The sequence below is a fragment of the Leuconostoc sp. S50 genome, from assembly GCF_016624925.1.
In the GTDB taxonomy this organism is placed as follows: domain Bacteria; phylum Bacillota; class Bacilli; order Lactobacillales; family Lactobacillaceae; genus Leuconostoc; species Leuconostoc pseudomesenteroides.
The window spans coordinates 15,112-37,577 of sequence record NZ_JACVUE010000017.1 but is presented as its reverse complement, the minus strand read 5'-3'; the positions used below and the strand labels follow the sequence as shown (position 1 = coordinate 37,577).

Annotated in this window: 19 protein-coding genes; 9 read left to right on the top strand and 10 right to left on the bottom strand. The window is 38.4% G+C overall.

Going from position 1 to position 22,466, the window contains the following annotated elements; translation table 11 throughout:
• Nucleotides 1-40 precede the first annotated feature (40 nt).
• Complete coding sequence (gene ezrA / locus IAE53_RS10765) at nucleotides 41-1,756, bottom strand: septation ring formation regulator EzrA (RefSeq protein WP_148423440.1); 1,716 nt, start codon at nucleotides 1,754-1,756, stop codon at nucleotides 41-43.
• Nucleotides 1,757-2,061: 305 nt separating this feature from the next.
• On the opposite strand from ezrA, the gene rpsD reads away from it, so the two are divergent.
• Complete coding sequence (rpsD, locus tag IAE53_RS10760) at nucleotides 2,062-2,673, top strand: 30S ribosomal protein S4 (protein WP_139968492.1); 612 nt, start codon at nucleotides 2,062-2,064, stop codon at nucleotides 2,671-2,673.
• Between the two features lie 73 nt (nucleotides 2,674-2,746).
• On the opposite strand, the gene IAE53_RS10755 is transcribed toward rpsD, so the two are convergent.
• Nucleotides 2,747-4,480, bottom strand: coding sequence for an ABC transporter substrate-binding protein (locus IAE53_RS10755; protein WP_200136486.1), 1,734 nt, complete (start codon nucleotides 4,478-4,480; stop codon nucleotides 2,747-2,749).
• Between the two features lie 112 nt (nucleotides 4,481-4,592).
• Here IAE53_RS10755 and IAE53_RS10750 point away from each other — a divergent pair, with 112 nt between their 5' ends.
• The 6 genes from IAE53_RS10750 to IAE53_RS10725 all read left to right on the top strand — a co-directional run bounded on the left by IAE53_RS10750 (nucleotide 4,593) and on the right by IAE53_RS10725 (nucleotide 11,428).
• Entirely contained in the window at nucleotides 4,593-5,822 is a 1,230-nt protein-coding gene (locus IAE53_RS10750) for an MFS transporter (RefSeq protein WP_148423438.1), read from the top strand.
• Between the two features lie 94 nt (nucleotides 5,823-5,916).
• On the top strand, nucleotides 5,917-6,291 hold the full coding sequence (locus IAE53_RS10745; protein ID WP_010292632.1) for a YueI family protein: 375 nt from the start codon (nucleotides 5,917-5,919) through the stop codon (nucleotides 6,289-6,291).
• A gap of 7 nt (nucleotides 6,292-6,298) precedes the next feature.
• Nucleotides 6,299-7,582 (top strand): replication-associated recombination protein A, encoded by a 1,284-nt coding sequence (locus tag IAE53_RS10740; protein WP_148423437.1) that lies wholly within the window; start codon nucleotides 6,299-6,301, stop codon nucleotides 7,580-7,582.
• A 392-nt stretch (nucleotides 7,583-7,974) separates the two neighbouring features.
• On the top strand, nucleotides 7,975-8,418 hold the full coding sequence (locus IAE53_RS10735) for a universal stress protein (RefSeq protein ID WP_004914992.1): 444 nt from the start codon (nucleotides 7,975-7,977) through the stop codon (nucleotides 8,416-8,418).
• Between the two features lie 171 nt (nucleotides 8,419-8,589).
• Nucleotides 8,590-10,485, top strand: coding sequence for a glycoside hydrolase family 2 TIM barrel-domain containing protein (locus IAE53_RS10730; RefSeq protein ID WP_200136487.1), 1,896 nt, complete (start codon nucleotides 8,590-8,592; stop codon nucleotides 10,483-10,485).
• Entirely contained in the window at nucleotides 10,463-11,428 is a 966-nt protein-coding gene (locus tag IAE53_RS10725; protein ID WP_148423435.1) for a beta-galactosidase small subunit, read from the top strand. The genes IAE53_RS10730 and IAE53_RS10725 overlap by 23 nt, the downstream gene beginning before the upstream one ends.
• Nucleotides 11,429-11,516: 88 nt before the next feature.
• On the opposite strand, the gene IAE53_RS10720 is transcribed toward IAE53_RS10725, so the two are convergent.
• The 7 genes from IAE53_RS10720 to araA form a co-directional block, all read right to left on the bottom strand.
• A complete protein-coding gene (locus IAE53_RS10720) occupies nucleotides 11,517-12,512 on the bottom strand; it encodes an aldo/keto reductase (protein ID WP_148423434.1) in 996 nt (331 codons plus the stop codon).
• Between the two features lie 40 nt (nucleotides 12,513-12,552).
• Nucleotides 12,553-13,161 (bottom strand): DapH/DapD/GlmU-related protein, encoded by a 609-nt coding sequence (locus IAE53_RS10715; protein ID WP_010292619.1) that lies wholly within the window; start codon nucleotides 13,159-13,161, stop codon nucleotides 12,553-12,555.
• A gap of 36 nt (nucleotides 13,162-13,197) precedes the next feature.
• Nucleotides 13,198-14,232 (bottom strand): galactose-1-epimerase, encoded by a 1,035-nt coding sequence (locus tag IAE53_RS10710; RefSeq protein ID WP_148423433.1) that lies wholly within the window; start codon nucleotides 14,230-14,232, stop codon nucleotides 13,198-13,200.
• 15 nt (nucleotides 14,233-14,247) lie between these two features.
• The gene (locus tag IAE53_RS10705; protein ID WP_010292618.1) at nucleotides 14,248-14,952 is read right to left on the bottom strand and encodes an L-ribulose-5-phosphate 4-epimerase; all 705 of its coding nucleotides are present in this window, start codon (nucleotides 14,950-14,952) and stop codon (nucleotides 14,248-14,250) included.
• 1 nt (nucleotide 14,953) lies between these two features.
• Nucleotides 14,954-16,573 carry a xylulokinase gene (locus IAE53_RS10700; RefSeq protein WP_148423432.1) on the bottom strand — a complete coding sequence of 540 codons (1,620 nt, stop codon included), beginning with the start codon at nucleotides 16,571-16,573 and terminating at the stop codon, nucleotides 14,954-14,956.
• Between the two features lie 102 nt (nucleotides 16,574-16,675).
• Nucleotides 16,676-18,055, bottom strand: coding sequence for a sugar porter family MFS transporter (locus IAE53_RS10695; protein WP_148423712.1), 1,380 nt, complete (start codon nucleotides 18,053-18,055; stop codon nucleotides 16,676-16,678).
• Nucleotides 18,056-18,065: 10 nt separating this feature from the next.
• Complete coding sequence (araA, locus tag IAE53_RS10690; protein ID WP_148423431.1) at nucleotides 18,066-19,490, bottom strand: L-arabinose isomerase; 1,425 nt, start codon at nucleotides 19,488-19,490, stop codon at nucleotides 18,066-18,068.
• A gap of 293 nt (nucleotides 19,491-19,783) precedes the next feature.
• Here araA and IAE53_RS10685 point away from each other — a divergent pair, with 293 nt between their 5' ends.
• Together IAE53_RS10685 and fba are read left to right on the top strand one after the other, a co-directional pair.
• Complete coding sequence (locus IAE53_RS10685) at nucleotides 19,784-20,350, top strand: hypothetical protein (protein WP_200554231.1); 567 nt, start codon at nucleotides 19,784-19,786, stop codon at nucleotides 20,348-20,350.
• Nucleotides 20,351-20,353: 3 nt separating this feature from the next.
• Nucleotides 20,354-21,232, top strand: a complete 879-nt coding sequence (gene fba, locus IAE53_RS10680; RefSeq protein ID WP_200554229.1) for a class II fructose-1,6-bisphosphate aldolase — start codon at nucleotides 20,354-20,356, stop codon at nucleotides 21,230-21,232.
• Nucleotides 21,233-21,273: 41 nt separating this feature from the next.
• On the opposite strand, the gene IAE53_RS10675 is transcribed toward fba, so the two are convergent.
• A complete protein-coding gene (locus IAE53_RS10675; protein WP_200136505.1) occupies nucleotides 21,274-22,359 on the bottom strand; it encodes a GntR family transcriptional regulator in 1,086 nt (361 codons plus the stop codon).
• Nucleotides 22,360-22,466 lie beyond the last annotated feature (107 nt).

Genomic DNA, 22,466 nt, shown 5'->3' with positions numbered 1-22,466 from the left:
TCATTCTTAATGTAAAAAGCCATCACGGTTGTGATGACTTTTAGGACAATGGCGTTTTACGACGCATATAGGAATCAACAATTTTTTCATATATACCAGGTTCAACACTATTAAGTGCTGGCCCCAAGACGTCCATTGCCTGTTTGAAATTGTACTCTCGTTCATAAAACATACGTGCTTGCTCGCTAGCGGCAGCTACCCGCTCACTTGAAGCACGATAACGATTTGAATATTGCAATAGTTGCTCAGTTAGTGCGGCTTCGTCAACAATATCATCTGTCTTTTCTTTTAATGTATCAATATCGGCAGAGACAATGTTAAGCTGACGTTGGACTTCATCCATATCAATCAAATTAGCATTTAGAGACTTAGCCAATCGTTCTAATTCATTGGATACAGCGTAGAAATATTCCAGATAAACCGCTGGCAAACCTGGTAAATTAAGGCGTTCAACAGCGTGTTTAATATTTTCAATTTCTTGTTGATATTGACCGCCAAGCTGACGGGCTGAACGATCTGCTTTTTCCAATCCGGAAATCTTGTCCCAAATTTCAACTTGTTGTGTTTCAATTTCGGCAAACTGCTTCAAGAGTTTTTCTTGTTGAATTCGCAACTCACTATATGAAATTTCTTTGGATTCTAACAAATCATCATTATGATCAATTTGTGCTTCCGCCGTATTAATTTGTTCAAGTAATGTCCGTCGGGTTTCCAACTCTTGGTGATTAAATTGAAAACTTTGTCCCAAACGATCTAATTCAATTGTCAAAGCTTGATTTTGTTCTCGCAAGCGCAACAAATCAGATGATAAGTTATTCGCGTTTTTAACAACATGTTGGCGTGCCTTGACTTCAGTTTCCATTGTATCGTACATATTGTCGATACGTGTTTCAATGTAACCATTTTGCTCAGCAACTTCTTTTAATTTAAGATCAGCCAGTAAGTTTAACACTTGTTGGCGTTGCCCATCAATCGCTTGTAATTCTTGCTCCACGCTATCATTTGGGAACACGTAGCCATCAGCCACCAACTGTGCATGTCCCTGCGCGAGTTCATTTAATTGTTCAACATATTTAACGTTCAATTTGTCAAAGTAAGCCGGAATATCTTGCATCATGTTTTCCATTTGTGTGGTTTCCATGGCAAGTTGTTCGTAAATGTCTGAGGCCGTGGCATGATCACCCGCTTCAGTCAAACGGGTGAATTCATCATAATCACCTTCAAGTTGACTCAAAAACTGGTCAAGTGCAGGATTGGCCGGACCAAACTTGAAATTTTCGGCCAGTAAACGTTTGCGTAAGTCTTCATACTTCTTTTTAAGATCACGAATTGCTTCTCGATGCGCTTCATCAATTTTCTTCAAATCCGACAAACCTGCGCGTACGTCTTTAATGGTCGTCTCTGTATCATCAACCATTGATTGCAAACGCACCATTTCACGGCGTGTTTTAACAATATTGATCCCGCGCGCCTCAAAAAGAACCAAATTGGCTTGTTGATCAATTTTCAAAAATTTATTATTTTGAACGTCGTTATAGTCACTTTCAAATTTTTGATAATTTTTGAGTGATTGCCCTGTCAAGGACAGCTTACGTGCCTCAACCAACTCATTACGAACCTTGAGCGATTCGAGTTGGGCTTTCCGAGCTTTCAGTTCATTGACCTTTTTGACAGTGGCTCTTTGTAAAACAAAGACTGCCAAATAGGCAATAACCACAAGTGCTAATATAATTGCTAGAATTGTAAAATTGAACATAGAGATAGTTTCCGACCTTTTAATTTTCACTCTCAATATTATCACTTATTTAGCTGAATTAAAGGACGTTTGCTAAATCTCAAATCGTTTACAGCTTTCTTAAGAACTTGCTATTTCCTTAGGTTTCTGGTACTATGGGAGAAGTTGTTAAATTGAGTAGCAGTAAGTAAAGAAGCGCGTCAACAGCGCCCCAAATCGTTAGTAAGGCCATAGCTACTGGTTCTGAGAAACGTCAAGTTCGGCGCTGCACGCATCTGGTGCTTACCCTCAAATGTACAGCAAACTACATTTTGGAGGACATATACATGTCACGTTATACAGGTCCAAAGTGGCGCATTTCTCGTCGCTTGGGTGTTTCATTGTCTGGTACTGGTAAAGAATTGTCACGTCGTGCATACGCACCTGGCGATCACGGTGCCGGCCGTCGCGCTAAGATTTCTGAATATGGTACACAATTGCGTGAAAAGCAAAAGTTGCGTTTCACATACGGTTTGACTGAACGTCAATTCCATTCTTTGTTTAACAAAGCTGGTAAGATCCGTAAGGGTACTCACGGTACTAACTTCATGATCTTGTTGGAGCAACGTTTGGATTCATTGGTTTACCGTCTTGGTTTGGCAACGACACGCCAACAAGCACGTCAATTAGTTAACCACGGTCACATCTTGGTTGATGGTAAGCGCGTTGATATCCCATCATACAACGTTCAACCTGGTCAAGTTGTCTCAGTTCGCGAGAAGTCAAAGAACATCTTGCCTATCCAAGTTGCTGTTGAATCAGTAGTGGCTCGTCCACAATTCGTATCATTTGATGCCGAAAAGCTTGAAGGTACTTTAGTTCGTTTGCCAGAACGTGAAGAACTAGATGCCGAAATCAACGAAGCGTTGATCGTCGAATACTACAACCGTTTGGGTTAATAACTTAATTCAATTCGGTTTAAAAAGCACCACCATTCATGATAGTACACCAAAAAGTTGCTTTAACTTTTGGTTACATATCACGTTCGGTTGTGCTTTTTTTGTGTCCTTTTGGCATTTGCCACGCGTTTTTATAGTCATTTCCATATTCACCATTAGCTAGAAATTGATGGATATAGACATCACGAACCGCATGAACTGTATAAATCACGAAAAAATGATCTGTTAACCAATTATCAATCGTCAAATATATAGTATGTCGCTGTTCTATAGTTGGTGCTTGTTTGAATTGAATAACCATTTGCTGTAAATCATTTTTCAAATCAATTGTTAACATCTTTTGTACCAACAATGTCGGGCTTGTTAAAAATTCTATATAAGCAAATTCGTCGTCGTTCATTGGGACATCAGCTAACATGACGAGATCTACTTGTTGCTCCAAAACATCGGAATAGTAATCATTTGTGAAACTATAATACAAAATTTCAATATAAATACCAGCTTGTTGTGCGCGTTCTTGTATCCCCTTTGCCATATCAATAGCCGATTTGATATGCGAAAGCACACCTAGAACAATTGGTTCGCCGGAATAACCAGATTTCCTGATTAAATTTTGGGCCTGCTGCATCGATTTACTATGATCTGCAATAGAATCCTCACGGTTGTAATGACTGGCAATATCACCCAAATGCCTATCAAAGTAACGCATATCAATGATGTTGTATAACGCTTCCCGCACTAATACGTTCTGAATAATAGTCTTGCGATTCATGTTCACGATGACAAATTCAGCACCAGGTATAGCACGTTGTTTTTTTATATAGTCATAATTGCCGTAGTCTTCGGGATTGAATAAATGTTTGGCGATATTATCGTCATCAACTAACAGATACTGAACCTCATCAATCATGGCGCGAAAACCATAATAATTATTGAAAGCTTTCAACCTAAAGATGTCATTTGTGCTTTCAACCACTTCAAAAGCGCCCGTTCCAATCCAATGAAGATTATCAATTGATGAATCACAATCAATAATAATATATTTGGCGTCGACAACAAATCTCGCAAATAGTGGTTCAGAAGCACTAAAATAAAATTCAACGACGTCTGTGGCTCGCGGAACTATTTTTACAAGATTGATCAACTGCCAATAGCGATCACCTACTCGCTGTTGCACACGCTCAAATGTCTTTTTGACATCAAGACTGGTCATTTCTTTGCCATTATGAAATTGCACCCCTTTACGTAAATAGAAAGTCCAGATCGTCGCCGATTGATTTGACGTCCAATGGTGTGCTAATCCTGGTTGTAAACCATTGTCATATTTGATTAACGTATCACCTAGTTGCATAGCTAATTCATATTCATGATGAATAGCCACGTTAACTGGGTCTAATGACGTTATTTTACGCGTCGAAACTTGCCTTAAGATTCTTTTATGATCATCTTGCACTTGTAATCCTAAAAGATTTGTTAATTGACGACGAAATTGTGCCAACCAACTTGTCGGTACGCCTAGTTGAAAGAGATAAAACATCACGTCAGTATCATTTATGGTGATTGCATGACGCATCGTGTCTGTTAACTCAACGCGAAAATCATTCAAAAAATGAATTTGTGACAAATGACCACGTCCTCGTCCCGGTTCATAAGTTAACAATCCGTCATCCGAAAAGTGCCGCAATCTTCGTTGCGTTTGTTTAACTGAAACCGCCCAAAAATCAGCTAATTCTTGGATTCTAAACTGAACAATTGTTCCAAATTTTAAATAATGAAGACGTAATTCAATGTAAATTTTGCTAATCATTTTCATATTCCTGCTGTAAAAGTAGACATTTTATTTTAACGAAGTCCGTTTTACAAAATTAATGTCCATTTTATAATCATAACATGCACTTATGAAAGCGAGAAATAATCTCATGTGGCAAACTTTACATCCTAATATTAAAGCTCGTATCAAAATCCAATTTTTAAGTCGTTTTGGTAGTTCACTGATTTTCCCATTTATGGCTATCTATTTATCCCATGCCTATAATGCACAAACAGCAGGAATCTTAATGATGATTAATATCGTCATTGCTTTTTTAGCCGGTGTTTATGGTGGTCATTTGACAGATATGTATGGACGGCGACCTTTATTGATTACTGGTGAAACCATTAAACTAATCGGATCAGCTGGTATTTTTTTGGCAAACATTCCAGTATACCATCTGCCTTGGCTAACCTTTATCATGATGTCAATTGGCAATATTGCTAGTGGCTTGCTTAGCCCAGCCAGCGAGGCAATGTTAATCGATGTTTCGACTAAAACAACACGTGCCTTTATGTATGCCATCAATTATTGGGCTAGTAACTTATCCTTAATGATTGGCAGCATGCTTGGCGGTTGGTTATTTGAATCACACTTCATAACATTATCTTCTACGCTCGTGATAATTAACACTTTATCACTCTTATTGACGATTTTTTCAATTACCGAAACCTATCAAAGCAACCAAAAATCCTCACCAAAAATCGGCATGCTTGCTGTCTTCAAACACTATAAGCCCGTCTTCAAAGATTTACCATTTCTCATTTTCACGTTAGGTGGCATTTTATTGCTTGCGGTTGAATTTCAACGGACAAATTATATTGCAATTCATCTTGCAGAAAAATTCGTTCACACGACAATATTTACTGTGCCACTGAACGGCGTTAAAATGATTAGCGTGTTAACGACAATCAACACATTAATTATTATATTTTTCACTGCGCTGTTTTCAAATTGGATTGCGCGATATAATACGCGCTATATTTTCACAATTGGCACATTATTATTCACGATTGGCTATGCTTTGCAAGCAACCACAATCACTTTTTTACCACTCCTTATTTCAAGCTTAATTCTATCTTTTGGAGAACTCATGTATGTGCCAACTCGACAGGTACAGTTGGCTATTTTAATGCCCAAAAGCCAGCGTGGCGCCTATATTGCTTTCAATGGTAGTATCTTTCAACTAGGTAAAATATTGGCTAGCTTGGTTTTAGTTGGATCACCACTACTCACTAATTCACTCATCGGCATCCTGATTTTATTTCTAGGCGGTGGCGCTATTATTTTAACGTTACTATCACTAAAAATGTTTGAGGCTCATCACGTTCAAACTTGACAAATAAAATTGATCCGCAAAAATCCTCATCTAAACATGAAAAACCATTCTCAGATAACGTATAATGGAAGTATCAAACGTATCGGAGAAAAATATGGACATCAATGAACGCTTACAGCAAGAGCAACTTGGTAACGGCACACCAAAAATTAATCCTGACGAACAAAGCCGCTACCTTGGCACGTTTCGAGAACGTGTTATTGTTGCTGTTAAAGTTTCGCAACTTGGCAGTACTGCAATACAATCAGCTTTTGCCACTTCGTTAAAATCACACAGCATTGGGAAAGTGCTGATCGACCAAAATCTCGCAGGCGACTATTTTGCTAAATACGTTGGTCTAGCTACGCAAAGCAAGCACCCTTTCACGCTACTATCTGATGCAACCAAAAGCCATCAGCAAGATGATCCAATCGCCGTTTTACTAGCAGCCAACACCGCTGTTAATGTTGATAATATTTATTTAGGATAAGTGCCTCATGCAACAACCGCTTGCGTACCGTATGCGCCCCACAAAAATTGAAGAAATTGTTGGTCAACAACATCTTGTCGGTGAAGGCAAGATTATTTGGCGTATGGTCGCTGCGTATCGCTTGAGTTCCATGATTTTATATGGTCCACCCGGTACAGGTAAGACTTCAATCGCTAGTGCGATTGCTGGTTCGTCAAAATATGCTTTTCGTATGCTTAACGCAGCAACTGATAGTCAAAAAGATCTGCAAATTGTTGCTGAAGAAGCCAAAATGTCTGGTACAGTCGTATTATTGCTCGACGAAATTCATCGTTTGAACAAAGTTAAACAAGACTTTTTGTTGCCACACCTTGAATCAGGGGCAATTATTCTAATCGGTGCTACCACCGAAAATCCATATATCAACGTCACACCAGCCATCCGCTCCCGTACACAGATTTTTCAGGTGAATAGTCTTAGTGCTGAGGATATTAAAAGTGCCGTTGCACGTGCACTAGATGATAAAGAAAAAGGGCTGGGCGAATATGATGTTGCGCTTGATGATAATGCATTAACACAATTATCACGAGCAACTAATGGCGACCTTCGTAGTGCACTCAATGGTTTGGAGCTCGCTGTATTATCCACAAAACCAGATAAAGATAATATCATCCATATTACCTTGCCTATTATTGAAGAAACGGTGCAACGCAAGGCATTGTCAGCAGACAAAGATGGCGATGCACATTATGATGTTATTTCTGCGCTACAAAAATCAATTCGAGGATCAGACGCTGATGCTGCGTTGCATTATGCAGCGCGCATTATTGAATCTGGCGATTTACCAATCCTAGCGCGACGATTAACTGTGATTGCGTATGAAGACATCGGTTTAGCTAATCCAGCTGCAGCACAACGCGCTATAACAGCCATTCAGGCCGCACAAACGCTCGGATTTCCAGAAGCGCGCATTCCATTGGCCAACGCCATAATCGAACTCGCTTTATCACCAAAATCAAATGCTGCTTATACTGCAATTGATAACGCTCTCAGTGATGTGCGCAGTGGTAAAATTTCAGATATTCCAGACCACTTGAAAGATGCGCATTACAAAGGTGCGCAAGATCTTGGTCATGGTGTGGGCTACATTTATCCGCATGATTTTGATAATGACTGGGTGCCGCAACAATATTTACCAGACAAACTCAAAAACAAAACTTACTTCCAACCAAAAGGTAATTCCAAAACCGAAAAGCAATTCCGTGATGTTTATCAGTCGTTAAAATCACAACAACAAAAAGGTTTAAGCTGAAAATGTCAAGACTGTTGTTCAAAATCTTTTCGCGTTATAATATATTTTGAATTACTCAGATATACGCATTGTTGCATCATCAGCTTTTTCCTTACAACCTTTATTTTCGGTTGGGAATTCTTGACTTAGAAGATCTGCCCTTTCATTCGGTAATCTGACAATCTTGATGCACCATCCACCTCGATAATTTCGAGGAAAATCTGCGCAACGATTAACGGTATCAATTGAGTATTCCGGGCATGACCCGTGCGTTCACATTTGTGAACGCTTTTTTATTGGAATTAGACTATTCTGTGAAATAATAGACAATTTACTACTAATTTCAGTATGAAAGCGCTATACTAAAGGTGTAAAGAAAAACCGTGGGAACACGTTTTATGGAGGAAGTTATTATGACAGCAAACTATCACAAGATTTTGGTACCTATGGATGGCTCAAAAGAATCTGAAGCTGCCCTGTCTCGCGCCATTGAATTAACACTGGATGCTGGCGATGCCGGTGTTTTGTCAATTTTGAACGTAATTGATACGCGTGCTTTCCAAAACGTTGCTAGTTTCGATGACACCATGGTTGAAGCTGTGTCAGATGAAACACGCAAAAGCTTAGAAAAGTACAAGGCTCAAGCAACCGAGGCTGGTGTCAAAAATGTTGACTACTTAATTGAATATGGATCACCTAAAGCATTGATTGCTAAAGATGTCCCAAGTGAAGTAAATGCCGATCTAATCGTTATTGGTGCTACTGGCTTGAACGCCGTAGAACGCTTAGTTATTGGTTCAGTAACTGAATTTGTAACTCGCACTGCCAAAACAGACGTATTAGTTGTTCGTGGCTAAGCGCCTCAAAAAAAACAATCTCATGTTGAGGTTGTTTTTTTTTGAATTTGTCGTTTAGTTGTGACTAAAAAATATTTAGTAATCATCAAATAAATTCTATAAAATATTTACTAATTTATGGTAAAATTCTATTGTAAGCGGTTTCATTATTATGCTAATAAAGGAGACATTATGCTAGAAAAATTGGAATGGTTAGATGATCCACGCGTCTTTCGCGTTGGTAAATTGCCAGCTCATAGTGATCACACCATATACCGAACGACAGATGAAATCAAACAAAAGCAATCGAGTTTTATTAAAAGTTTAGATGGTGACTGGCGATTTCATTTTTCAGAAAATCCATCTCAGCGACTGATTGGCTTTGAAAAAATTGATTTTGACGCTGACCACTTCGATCGCATTGCAGTTCCGGGACATATTGAGTTACAAGGATTTGGTCAAATTCACTACATCAATACACTCTACCCTTGGGAAGGCAAAATCTATCGACGCCCACCATATTCTCTAAGTCACGACAAATCATATAAAGGTCTTTTCAGTGAAGCGGCAGACAATACCGTTGGTCAATACATCAAAACATTTACGTTACCAGACAATTTTGCTAAACATGACGTTCATATTCAATTTGATGGTGTTGAAAAATCGATGTATCTGTGGCTCAATGGTCATTTTATTGGTTATTCTGAAGATAGTTTTTCACAAGCTGAATTTGATCTAACACCTTATTTGCAAGCGGGTGAAAATAAATTAGCAGTTGAAGTATATAAATACAGTACAGCTGCCTTTATTGAAGATCAGGACATGTTCCGTTTTTCAGGTATCTTTCGTAGCGTGCGATTGCTTGCAATGCCTCAGGTAAACTTGGTAGACTTGTTTCTCAAGCCTACCGTAGACAAACAATTGCACACAGGCAATTTGTCAATGTCACTATCTTTTGACGGCAAATTAACTGGTACAAGTGCCAAAATAGTGGTTCAAAACCCATCGCAAAACATTGTTTGGCAAGAAACCGTTGCTATTAATAGTCACGTTACGCCTTCAAGTGCAGTCATTGAAAACGTTGCATTATGGTCGCACAAGCACCCTAATTTATATCAATTACTCATCACGATTTTTGATGCTAATCAAAATATTATTGCTGTTGTTCCTTATTCATTTGGCTTTCGTCGTTTGCACAAAGATAGTCATAATCGTGTCACACTTAACAATGTGCCATTGCGCTTAAATGGCGTCAACCGTCATGAATGGAGCCCAACAGGCGGTCGCGCGATCACAATGAGCGACATGGCAAAAGATATTAGTATCTTTAAAGACAACTACATCAATGCAGTGCGTACATCTCACTACCCAAACCAAATACCTTGGTACAATTTATGCGATCAAAATGGCATTTATATGATGGCGGAAACTAACCTAGAATCCCATGGTTCATGGCAAAAAATGGGCGCTGTCGAGCCATCGTATAATGTTCCTGGTTCAATTCCTGAATGGCAAGACGTTGTTTTAGATCGCGCCAAATCCAATTTTGAACAATTTAAAAATCATCCTGCAATTTTGTTTTGGTCATTGGGCAATGAATCCTATACAGGTGACAATATTGCAGCAATGGACGCCTACTTCAAATCAGTTGATGACTCACGTCTAACCCATTATGAAGGTGTTTTTCAAAATCGTATTGATGAGGATCGCATATCTGACGTGGAAAGCCGAATGTATGCACACCCAAAAGCAATCCAAGATTATCTCACCAACCATCCCAAAAAACCTTATTTAAATTGTGAATATATGCATAGTATGGGTAATTCAGTTGGTGGTTTAGGTGATTATATGCAGCTTTTTGATGAATTTGATAGTTATTTAGGTGGCTTCATTTGGGATTATATTGATCAAGCTTTGTACGTAACCGATAAAGTTACTGGTCAGCAAGTGTTAAGATATGGTGGTGATTTTAATGATCGCCATTCAGATTATGAATTTTCAGGTGATGGTATCGTTTTTGCCAACCGTCAAGAGAAGCCAGCCATGCAGGAGGTCAGATATTATTATGGACGCTATGACAATGAATGAGTTACATGTTGTATATGGAGATGGTACGCTTGGGTTACATGGTAACAGCTTTGACTATATTTTTAGTTATGAAAAAGGTGGACTAGAGTCCCTCGTTGTCAACGCAGCAGAATGGCTGTACCGTGTACCAAAATTAACGTTTTGGCGCGCAACAACTGATAATGATCGTGGTAGTCATTTTTCAACTCAATCAGCAGCTTGGTTTGGCGCAGACATGTTCATAACGCTAAAAGATATCAACGTTAAAATAGACGATAAAAGCCTTGGCTTGCCAACCGCACCGGATAACAATCGTTTTTCAAATGAGATTTTTGCTAAAAATGTGGCCATTACCTTCGGCTTTTTAACAGCTACAACACCACAAACAACAGTTGATGTTACCTATTTAGTGAGTCAAAACGGCAACATCACAATCACAGTAAACTACACTGGGACCACTGGATTACCAGAATTACCAGCTTTAGGATTAAGCTTTATCATGCCAGAAGTCGCTGACGGTTTTCAATATACTGGTCTATCTGGCGAAACTTACCCTGATCGACAAGCAGGCGCCTTAACAGGAACGTTTGACATTGTTGGCCTACCGCTAACACCTTATCTGGTACCACAAGAAATGGGCATGCACATGGCAACTCATTATCTAACAGTCAAAAACGCAGCGTCACAGCAAACACACGACCATAGTACGTCAATTAACCGCCTTACTTTTAATCAACATACACAACCATTTGCTTTTTCCGCACTACCTTATACTGCAATTGAGCTTGAAAGCGCCACACATATTGAGGAACTCCCCCTGCCTAGACGTAGCGTCATCACAATTTATGGTGCCGTTCGAGGTGTAGGTGGCATAGACAGCTGGGGTACTGACGTTGAGCCAGAATATCATATTCCCGGCGAAACTGATCATGCTTTCGATTTTACAATTGTACCTTTTCAGTGACATAACTTAACAGTAAAAAAATAGAGGATATATTGGCTGACCAATGTATCCTCTACTTTTTATATTGTTTTTTACACCGTTCTTTCACTCAGTCAACATCATCTAATATTTTATCAATTATCTTCAATTCTTCGACACTAAAGGTTAAGTTTTTGAGTGCATTTACACTATTTTGCAACTGTTCACTTCGACTAGCACCTACTATAACTGATGAAACTTCTTTTTGTCGTAAATTCCATGCAATAGCCATTTCAGCTAAAGTCTGTTCTCTTTTTTCCGCAACACATTCTAACTCTTTAACTGTGTTCAATGTTTTCTCCACCTGTTCCTTTTTAAGAAAAGGACTTGAAGATTTGGCCGCTCGCGAATCATCAGGAATGCCATTTAAGTATCTATTTGTTAATAATCCTTGCGCTAATGGACTAAAAACAACAGCTGCTTTATTATTATCTTTCAAAACCGGAAGTAAATCACCTTCTATCTTTCTGTTAAACATATTGTATCTTGATTGATTAACAACAAAGGGGGTCTTTAATTCATGAAAAATTTTAGAAATAGCAGATGTTTGTTTGCCATCATAGTTAGAAACACCGATATACAAAGCTTTACCTTCACGAACTAATTGATCCAATGCAAGTGCTGTTTCCTCAATAGGTGTTTTAGGATCAGGCCGATGTGAGTAAAAAATGTCAAAATACTCTAAACCCATTCTTTGTAAACTCTGATTAGCACTAGCTATAATACTTTTTCGAGAACCCCAATCACCGTACGGTCCTTCCCACATATGATAGCCAGCTTTACTACTGATAATCATTTCATCTCTATATGCCTTCATATCTCGAGAAAGCACATGGCCAAAATTCTCTTCGGCACTGCCTGGAACTGGACCATAGTTATTAGCCAAATCGTAGTATGTTATTCCTAGGTCAAATGCTTGATGGATAATCTTCTTTTGATTTTCCAAAGAATCGACACTACCAAAATTATGCCATAGCCCAAGAGAAACAGCAGATATTTTAAGTCCGCTGGCTCCCAAACGATTGTAAATCATTTTTTGATAGCGATCTGTATTTGCACTATACATTAGAGACCTCCCTCATTGCATCATTTTATGGAAAATATAACTATAAATTCTTAATTATTCTAGCTGGGTTACCAGCAATGATAGCATCATCACCAAAACTTTTTGTAATGACACTTCCCGCACCAACAACCACATTATCACCTAGGCTGACACCAGGCAAAACCGTCACGTTGCCACCGAACCAACAATCATCGCCTATAGTAATACCTGCATCATATTGCCAACCCTCTCTTCTCAGTATTTTATCATAAGGATGATGATTGGGTGTATATAATGAACAATTTGGACCAATAAAACAGTTTTTACCTATTTTAACTATACCCGCACTGAGTATTTGCAGTCCTGAATTGATAAATGTACCTGGCTTAATAATGACATTTTCTGGATACTCGATACTACTTATAGGAAAATAAATTTCAACACTTGCATCAATATTTGGGGCAATAACTTTAATTTTTTGCAATGCTTTGTCAAAATCATGTTTAGCTATATCATTAATATTTTGAATAGCTTGCGAGCTGGCTTTAACAATTTTTTGCAATTCAGGTTCTTTTCCATACTGATACCAATTTCCATCTAGTAATTTCTGTACAATTGGTTTTCTCTTTAATTTTTCTATTTCAAATGCGTCTAATTCTTTTGCCAACATACTATACCTATTTATTCATTTACAAAAATCTCATGATTAAAAATCCAAGCCAAACAAAGTACGTTCATGATACTGTAAATTTGAATCTAAAATAATATTACCAAATTCTGGATAGCGTTCTGCTCCGGGAGCCACTTGTGTTTCCAGTGTAATGCCACCATGATTTTTGAATAGACCTCTTCTCATTGGAAGACTGAAATCTGTTCCAAAATTTGCGGTAAATATCACAACTGCTGGTGAGCTCGTTGTTAAATTAACAGCGACTAGTCCATCACTTGATGTTAACTTGGCGGCTACTTGATTATTATGTTTTTTATCCAAAAAAAACGGATGATCTAGCCCATTTACCAGTTGATTTTGAGGATTATCTGTCGTAAATACTTCTGCTATTTTTTTTGGTTTTCTGAAATCAAAAGTACTGTCATTCACCGTCTGTTGCAAACCAGTTGTTAAATGATGTTGGTCTAACGGTGCAAATTGGTGGGCATCAATCTGCAAACTATGATTGCCAACACTCTTTGACGGATCGCCATCCAAATTGAAATAAACATGATTGGTTGGATTGAATAAAGTCGCTACATCACTATGTGCTTTATAATCAACTCCCCAACCGTTAGCATTATCTAAACTGTAAGTGACCTCAACAGTCACGCTACCAGGAAAATCATTCTCCTGAGCGGGACTATTATACGTAAAGGTAACCGCAATCAACTCATCAGTAATATTTTTTTGTGATTGCCATAATTTTGTCTCAAAACTGTCTGGCCCACCATGTAATGTATTGCCATTCTCGTTTAGTGGTGTTTGATACTTTTTCCCATCAATATTGAAACGACCCGCGGCGATTCTGCCTGCTACTCGACCGATAGTGGCGCCCATGAAGTGATCTTTTTCTAAATACTCAGCCATAGAATCAAATCCCAAAACTAAATCCCGATACACACCATTAATTGGCACCTGTAGGCGGACAATCCTAGCTCCAAAATTGGTAACACTCAATCGAACACCTTGATCATTTTCCAAAGTATACAGCTTCGCTGAACCACCAAAGCTACTTTCAGTGATGTCCATAATTAACTTCCCCCTTTAATGTTTACCTTGCCCATAATAAGCATTGGCCCCATGTTTACGGAAATAATGACGGTCCAATAAATATTGTGGCACATGAACGTCTTGAGAAGGATTTAATTGCATGGTATGAAAATCCATTTCAGAGACAACATCAAGAACAATTGCGTTGTGCACTGCATCCATGGCATCCTTACCCCAAGTAAAGGGCCCGTGATCATTCGTTAAAACACCAGGAACTGCCAAAGGATCTATATTTTCACGATCAAATACCCTAGCAATGGACTTACCAGTATTTAACTCATACTCACCATCAACTTCTTCTTTGGTCAAACGATCTGCAATTGGGACATCGCCATAAAACGTGTCTGCATGTGTTGTACCTGCCGCTGGAACAGGAACACCTGCCTGCGCAAATGCCACAGCCCATTTAGAATGTGTGTGTACTATTCCGCCAATCTGTTCCCAGTGTCTGTACAAAAAGGCATGCGTTGGCGTATCGCTTGATGGGTTCAAATCACCCTCAACGACGTTACCTTCCAAGTCGACCACAACCATGTCTGAAGCCGTTAGTTTATCATAATCAACACCACTCGGCTTAATCACAAACAATCTTTTTTCTCTGTCTATTTGTGATACATTACCCCAAGTCAAAGTCACTAAGTTATTAGCAGGTAGTGCTAAATTGGCTTCGTAAACTTTTTGTTTCAAATCCTCTAACATTTTATTCATTACCTTTCTTAGCTGGTAGATTTTTTACAGCAGCCAATTCTATTTCTAATCCGTCAATATATCGTTTCATAAACGATTCAAATCCTGCAACGTCTTTTTTGTCAGGTGAAAGTGTCTCAGATTGCTGTTCGGCAAATACACTGTTTTCTAAAAAGTCATCTAAAGATTGATTTTGGGCTTTATTGGCAGTAAACAATGCTAATAAGGCCATGCCCCAAGGTCCGCCTTCTCCTGCAGTCTGCATAACAGTAATATCAGTGTTTAAAGCATCAGCCAAAAGTTTTTGTGCCACAATCGGTGTTTTGAAAACACCTCCTTGGGCCACAATGTTATCAGTCAATACTTGTTCATCTGCCAATATTCGCATACCAATTTTGATGGCACCGAACGCTGTAAATAAATGCATACGCATCAAGTTGCCAATTGTAAATTTTGAATCTGGTTGACGAACTAATAGTGGTCGACCTTCTGGTATAGCTGTAATATTTTCACCAGAATAATAACCATATCCTGTCAATCCGCCCGCGTCGGGTTCTGCTTCATTCAAAGCCGCGTTAAACAATACTTCGTATAATTTGTTAGTCGCTATATCGCTCCCAATTTTATGAGCAAATTCGCTAAATAATTTTGCCCATGCGTTTAAATCTGAAGCAGAGTTATTAGCATGTACCATCGCCACAGGTAAACCGGTTGGTGTTGTCACGATGTCAATATTGCTGTACACGTGCTCAAGATTCTTTTCTAAGACAATCATGGAAAAAATGGAAGTTCCTACCGAAATGTTTCCTGTTCTTTTTTTGACACTATTCGTCGCCACCATACCAGTTCCAGCATCTCCTTCCGGCGGTGCAATGATAGAACCAGACTCTAAGTCACCAGTAGGATCCAAAAGATGGGCGCCATTTTCAGTTAAATTGCCTGCGTTCTGACCTGCGATCAATGGTTTTGGTAAGATATCCTCAATTTGCCATTGATATTGTTGTACTGATTTAAGTGCACTAAATTTTGTCATCATCTCTTGATTATAATGACTAGTTTGCTCATCAATCGGAAACATACCTGACGCATCACCAACACCAATAACTTTTTTACCTGTTAACTGCCAATGGACATATCCGGCCAAAGTCGTTATAAAATCAATGTTTTTAACGTGTGATTCCTGATTCAAAATAGCTTGATACAAATGAGCTACACTCCACCGTTGCGGAATATTAAAATCAAAAAGTTTTGTTAATTCTGTAGCAGCTTCACCTGTTATGGCATTCCGCCAAGTTCTGAACGGTACCAATAATGTATTTTCTTTATCAAATGCCAGGTATCCATGCATCATGGCTGAAAATCCCATAGTTCTAATTTTATTTATCTTAACTCCGTATTCATCTTCAACTTTTTGTTTTAAATTGCGATACGCAGTTTGCAGACCCAACCAAACATCAGAAATCGCATAGGTCCACAGACCGTCCTGAAAGTTGTTGTCCCATTCGTAGCTACCCGAAGCGATTGTTTGAAAATCTTCAGTAGTCAGTATTGCCTTGACAGTAGTAGAACCAAACTCTACCCCAAGAGCGACTTTCCCTTTTTGCAAAGCTGATTTAATTTCTTTCGGTGTCATTGACATTTTTCTCCTTTAAATAAAAAACGCTAATCAGTTTTCATTTATCTGATTAGCGCTTTTAAACTGATACAGATAAATCATGTAAACTTGTCGTATCGTCTAATGATTTGTCCCTTGTGCTTCAATTTCCTCTAGTGTTTTGCCATGTGTTTCTGGTACCGCAAATTTGATAAATAAAACTGCAATGATAGAAATAACACCGAAAATCGCAAATACTGTTGCTTGAGGCATTACAGCCGTCATAATAGGGAACAGTAATCCAACAGCAAATGATCCCAACCAATTAAACGATGATGCTAATCCACTGGCACGACCTCGAATAGCTAATGGGAAGACTTCTCCCACCAGTACCCATGTCAAAGGTGCCCATGTAAAGGAATAAAACGCAACAAATATCGATAGGAACACAACAATTAACATTGGTGGAAACTTATCTGATCCCACAAGTGCATTTAAGGCAGCCGGCATCAAAAATGACAAAGCCATAATTGTGCCACCTAACATCAACAATGTGCGGCGCTTAAACTTATCGGCAATTACCATATACAGTAGTGCACCCAAAACTAAAATCACACCTTGAACAATCGGCCAGAGTAAAGCACTTGAAGCAGCTTGTCCACTTGCCTTTTCAACAATCAATGGAATGTAATAGAAAATCGCGTTGGCTCCCATAAACTGTTGAAATGCGGCAACACCAATTCCGGCAGTTACTAGGTACCGATATTTACTTGAAAACAAAGTTGCTAAAGTAATATTCTTTTGCGCACCTGACTCAATGGCGACCGTTTTTTGAATATCTGCTAATTCAGGTTCCACCTCAGCATCTGTTCGAATAAAGGTCAGGACCTGTTTTGCTTCTGAAAGTTTATTCATTTTAACCAAAAACCTTGGGGACTCAGGCAGTCTAAGGACTCCTAAAAACAGAATAATAGCAGGTACAGCGGCCAACCCTAACATTAATCGCCAAGCTAACATGTGAGGCAACTCCTGAAGTAAGTAGTCAACAATATATGACAACAGCATGCCAGAAACAATCATTAATTGATTTAAACCTGATAAACGTCCTCGTGTTCGAGCTGGTGCCATTTCAGACATATATGAGGGCACTAAGGCTGAAGCGGCACCAACTGCTAATCCTAGCAAGAATCGTGCAATTAACAACCAAGCAACTCCATCATCCGGTGAAAATCCGGCCATAATTGCCCCCAAAGCAAAGACGAATGATGAAGCCAAAATCATTCTACGTCGTCCTAGCTTATCTGAGAGTTGACCAGCTAATGCACCACCTAAAATCGCCCCCAGCATTAGAGTTGAAGTGATCCAACCAATGGTCCCAGCGTCTGTTAAATGCCAATCTTTCTGAAGAAAAGGTAAAGCACCTGTCATTACGCCAATATCATAACCAAATAAAATACCGCCAAATGCCCCGAAAAAATAAATGAAAGAACTAGATATTTTCTTTGTAGGTGTATTATGCATCATGACATCCTCACTTTAAATTAACAAACTTAATACCAAACAAATTAGCCAAGTCTGTTAATTGTTCTGAATCAACCGAGAAGCTCAATGTTGTGTGATGTCCACCACCAACCGCTAACCAACTTTCGGCACCAGCCTTAAGACCAGCCTTCGGTGTCCACAATTGCTTAGCAACAGGGAGATATGGTGTGTCTGCTTCTGGTTTGTTTCCAGTAACATCATAACTAATTAATTTAAATTCATCTCCAAAGTCTGCTAGCGTAACATCTACAGCATCACCAGAGCGACCTGTAAAGACAAGTCGTGCTGGATCTTCTTTACCACCAATATCAAGTGGGTGAACTTCCACACGTGGCTTATCAGAAGCAATTGTTGGATCGACTTCAAGCATATGTGATCCCAAAATAGCTTCGTGCCCCTTACGCAGATCAAGTGTGTAGTCTTCCATAAATGCTGTGGCTTGGTTATGAGAAACAATCTTTAACAAACGTGTCAAAGCAGCTGTTTTCCAGTCCCCTTCTCCAGCAAAACCATAACCATCGGCCATCAAAAGTTGTGCAGCAAGGCCTGGTAATTGTTCTAGTCCTACTAAGTCTTCAAAGTTCGTTGTAAACCCAGAATAGCCTTTATCATCTAAGAACTTTTTGATACCAATATATTCACGCAGTTGATACTTCACATTATGCTCGAATTTTTCAGTGCTGTTATCACCTTGGACAAAATCATATTGATCTTGTAAATCATCATATAGTTTGTCAATGTCTGATTCGTCTACTGAATTGACATATTCAACTAAATCACCAACCCCCCAATAATCTACCGTCCAACCAAGCTTAATTTGGGCTTCAATTTTATCACCGTCAGTTACGGCAACATTTCTCATCTTGTCTGCAAACGTAACAATTTTAATTTTAAAGCTTTCATCATAGGCAACAGCCACGTCCATCCACTTACCAATTTGCAGTTGAATGTCTTCATCAGCCCAGTGACCAAAAATAATTTTATTATTTAGTCGTAGACGTGCATTGATGAAGGCATATTCTCGATCACCATGCGCTGATTGATTTAAATTCATATAATCAAAATCAATAGTGTCATAAGGAATTGTATTTAACATTTGAGTTGCCAAATGCAAAAGCGGTTTGTTCAGTAATTGGGTACCACGAATCCAGTTTTTGGCCGGTGAAAAGGTATGTGCCCAAGTGATAATGCCTGCAACACTATCATCATAATTAGCTTCTTTCATTGTTTCTGTAATGTTTTCGGCGGTTACACCAACAGTTTTAAATTCAATCGGATATGGTAATTTACCAGAATCATTCAATTGACTAATAATTTTTCTTGAGTCTTCTGCCACCTGCTCCAAAACTTCTGGACCGTATAAAAACTGTGATCCTGTAACAAACCAAAACTTGTGCTTCACTTCTGTTGTCATTAATTTTTCCTCCAAAAAATACTTGTTATTGTATTGCATTTCGAAATCATTTAGCTTTCTAGAATCGCCACTTTTGGAAACGCTTACAATGTCATAATAAAATATTTGTCCGTATATGTCAACATTTTATTTTTTTATTGATAAATTTTAAAAATAGCAGTATTATAAATAAAATAGTAATTGGTATACATTTGATTTTTTTATTCTGACGCTGTATAATTTTGTCTATTCCGAATATGTAAGCGTTTTCAACAAAGGAGAATACTATCATCAAACCCAAATTATTCATTGATATGGACAACACTATCGTTGATACCTTGCCTGTATTAAATGCCGAAAATGATAAGCCACATCTATATCAGTTTAAAAAACCAGATCAAATTCCTGGCATTTTTCGATATTTACCACCTTTACCTGACGCTATTGATAGCATTTATGTCCTGTCTCAATACTATGATATGTACATTTTATCAACGGCACCTTGGCAAAACCCTAGTGCTTGGGAAGATAAAATTAGTTGGTTAAATGATTTCTTTGGCAATCAGCCAGATAGCCCATTTTATAAAAAAGTTATTCTGACACACCAAAAAAATTTGAATAAAATTGCTGGTGCCATTTTGCTAGATGATCGGCCCTATCATGGTGCGCATGATTGGGATGACCCAGGATTAGATTCATTTTGGTTACAATATGGTCACGATAAAGAATTGGTATGGTCAAAAAATCTGGTTAATTTTTTAATTGAAGTTGCCAAATCCAATCACGACTCAATTCGCGATAAAATTTTTTCAGTTAATAATAATTATCACTATTCACTCCATCAAACAGATCAAACATTTAAAAAAGAAAGTTGGGAATAACTCATGACAATCGTTTCTGGTAAAGAAATCGTTCAAACAGCGCGTCAACAAGGCTATGCTGTCGGCGCCTTTAATACAAATAATCTTGAATGGACACAAGCCATTTTGCGTGTTGCACAAGCAAAACAAGCTCCTACCATCATCGCTGCTTCGATGGGTGCCATTAAATATATGGGTGGTTTTGAAACCGTTGCTCATATCGTGCGCGACCTCGACCAATCATTTGGCATTACTGTCCCCATTGCCATTCATCTCGATCATGGTGATTACACTGCCGCTAAAGCTGCCATCAAAGCTGGCTTTACATCAGTTATGTTTGATGGGTCACACTTACCATTAGCAGAAAACTTAGAAAAAACACGTGAGATTGTAGCGTTAGCTCATGAACAAAATATTTCAGTTGAAGCTGAAGTAGGCAGTATTGGCGGCGAAGAAGATGGTATCATCGGCACTGGTGAAATCGCGCCTATCGACGATGCAGTTGCCATGATCCAAACGCAAATAGATTTTATTGCAGCAGGGATTGGTAACATTCATGGTCGCTATCCAAAAGATTGGCAAGGGCTAAACCTCGCTCACCTCAGAGACTTAACAACTACTTTAGATAATATGACACACAGTCAGGTACCATTTGTCTTGCATGGTGGTTCTGGTGTCCCAGATGATCAAATTAGAGCAGCTATTAGCATGGGTGTTGCCAAAGTCAATGTGAACACTGAAGCTCAGCTGGCATTCCATCAAGCGTTAAGAGACTTTATTTTAACTGATCAAGATTTGATTGGTAAAAATTATGATCCTAGGAAACTATTAGCACCTGGTGTCACGGCCGTGGAAACGAGTTTGGCAGAACGTCTGGCTGTTTTCGGTGCTGCATCACACTAAAAAAACGCTAACACATTAATTAATGTGTTAGCGTTTTTTCGCTATTCTTTGAGTTTTCGAACAGAATCTCGCTCCACCATGAGTGATTCGTAAACAACAGAGTCCACTTTATGATGATTTATTTTTTGCAATAATAGCGTAGCTGCATCACGTCCCATCATTTGCTGCGCATGCGTCATTGTCGTTAATCTAGGCGACATATACTTTGACAGTTGAAAATCATCAAATCCAATTATCGAGACATCTGTCGGTATTTTTAAGCCAATGTCATTAACTAAATCCATAATTCTGATGGCTAGTTGATCATTATACGCCAAAATGGCCGTGGGCCGTTCTGATGATGTTTTCAATAATAAATCATTCATTTGCTGAAGCGCACTATTAACATTATCAGATTGATACATGATAGGTTTACAGAAAGGAAGTAGTGAAGAATGATCTTGATAAGCCTCAAGATAGCCATTTAATCTGTGAACGCCTTGAAGATCATCAACTTGAAAAACACCTACAATTTTTTTATGATTTTTAGAAAAAAGGTAGTTTGTTGCCTGATAAAAAGCATGTTGATCATCACTAACTAGTGTTGTTCCTTGAATATTTTTATAGGAAGCGTTAATAAAAATAACGGGAATTCCTAATTTCTCAATTTCTTTATACAGGTCAATATTGGTTGTTTCACTCGCGCTTTTTGTTGGTTCAACAATTAATCCCCCGAGATTTTGTCGCATAAAATTTTTTAATGCTGATCGTTCTCTTACAGGATCATTGTGAGTGTTCGCTAATATAAAAGAAAAATTATGCATTGATAAAACTTGGTCAATGCCGTCAATAATGGCAGGAAAAATATATGACGCAATATGCGTGGAAATAACCCCTACTACTTGTGGCACACTTTCTTTTTGCAATATTTCCGTTTTATCTGCTACAAAAGATCCACCACCTTGAATACGATAAATAAAGTTTTCGTTTTCTAAATCAGAAATAGCTCTTCGCACAGTGTAACGACTAACTGAAAATGCGGACATTAATTCGCTTTCAGTAGGTAACTTTTGGTCAACACTGTAGTCTCCACTCAATATTTTATCTAAAATATATTGTTTAATAATTTCATATTTATTAGTTTTCATAAATTTAACCACCACGATAAACCATCACAATATTTGTTAGCACGTAAGAGACACAACTGCATTGTATCGCGACTAATTTTTTTATGGAGATATGGTAATATATTGCG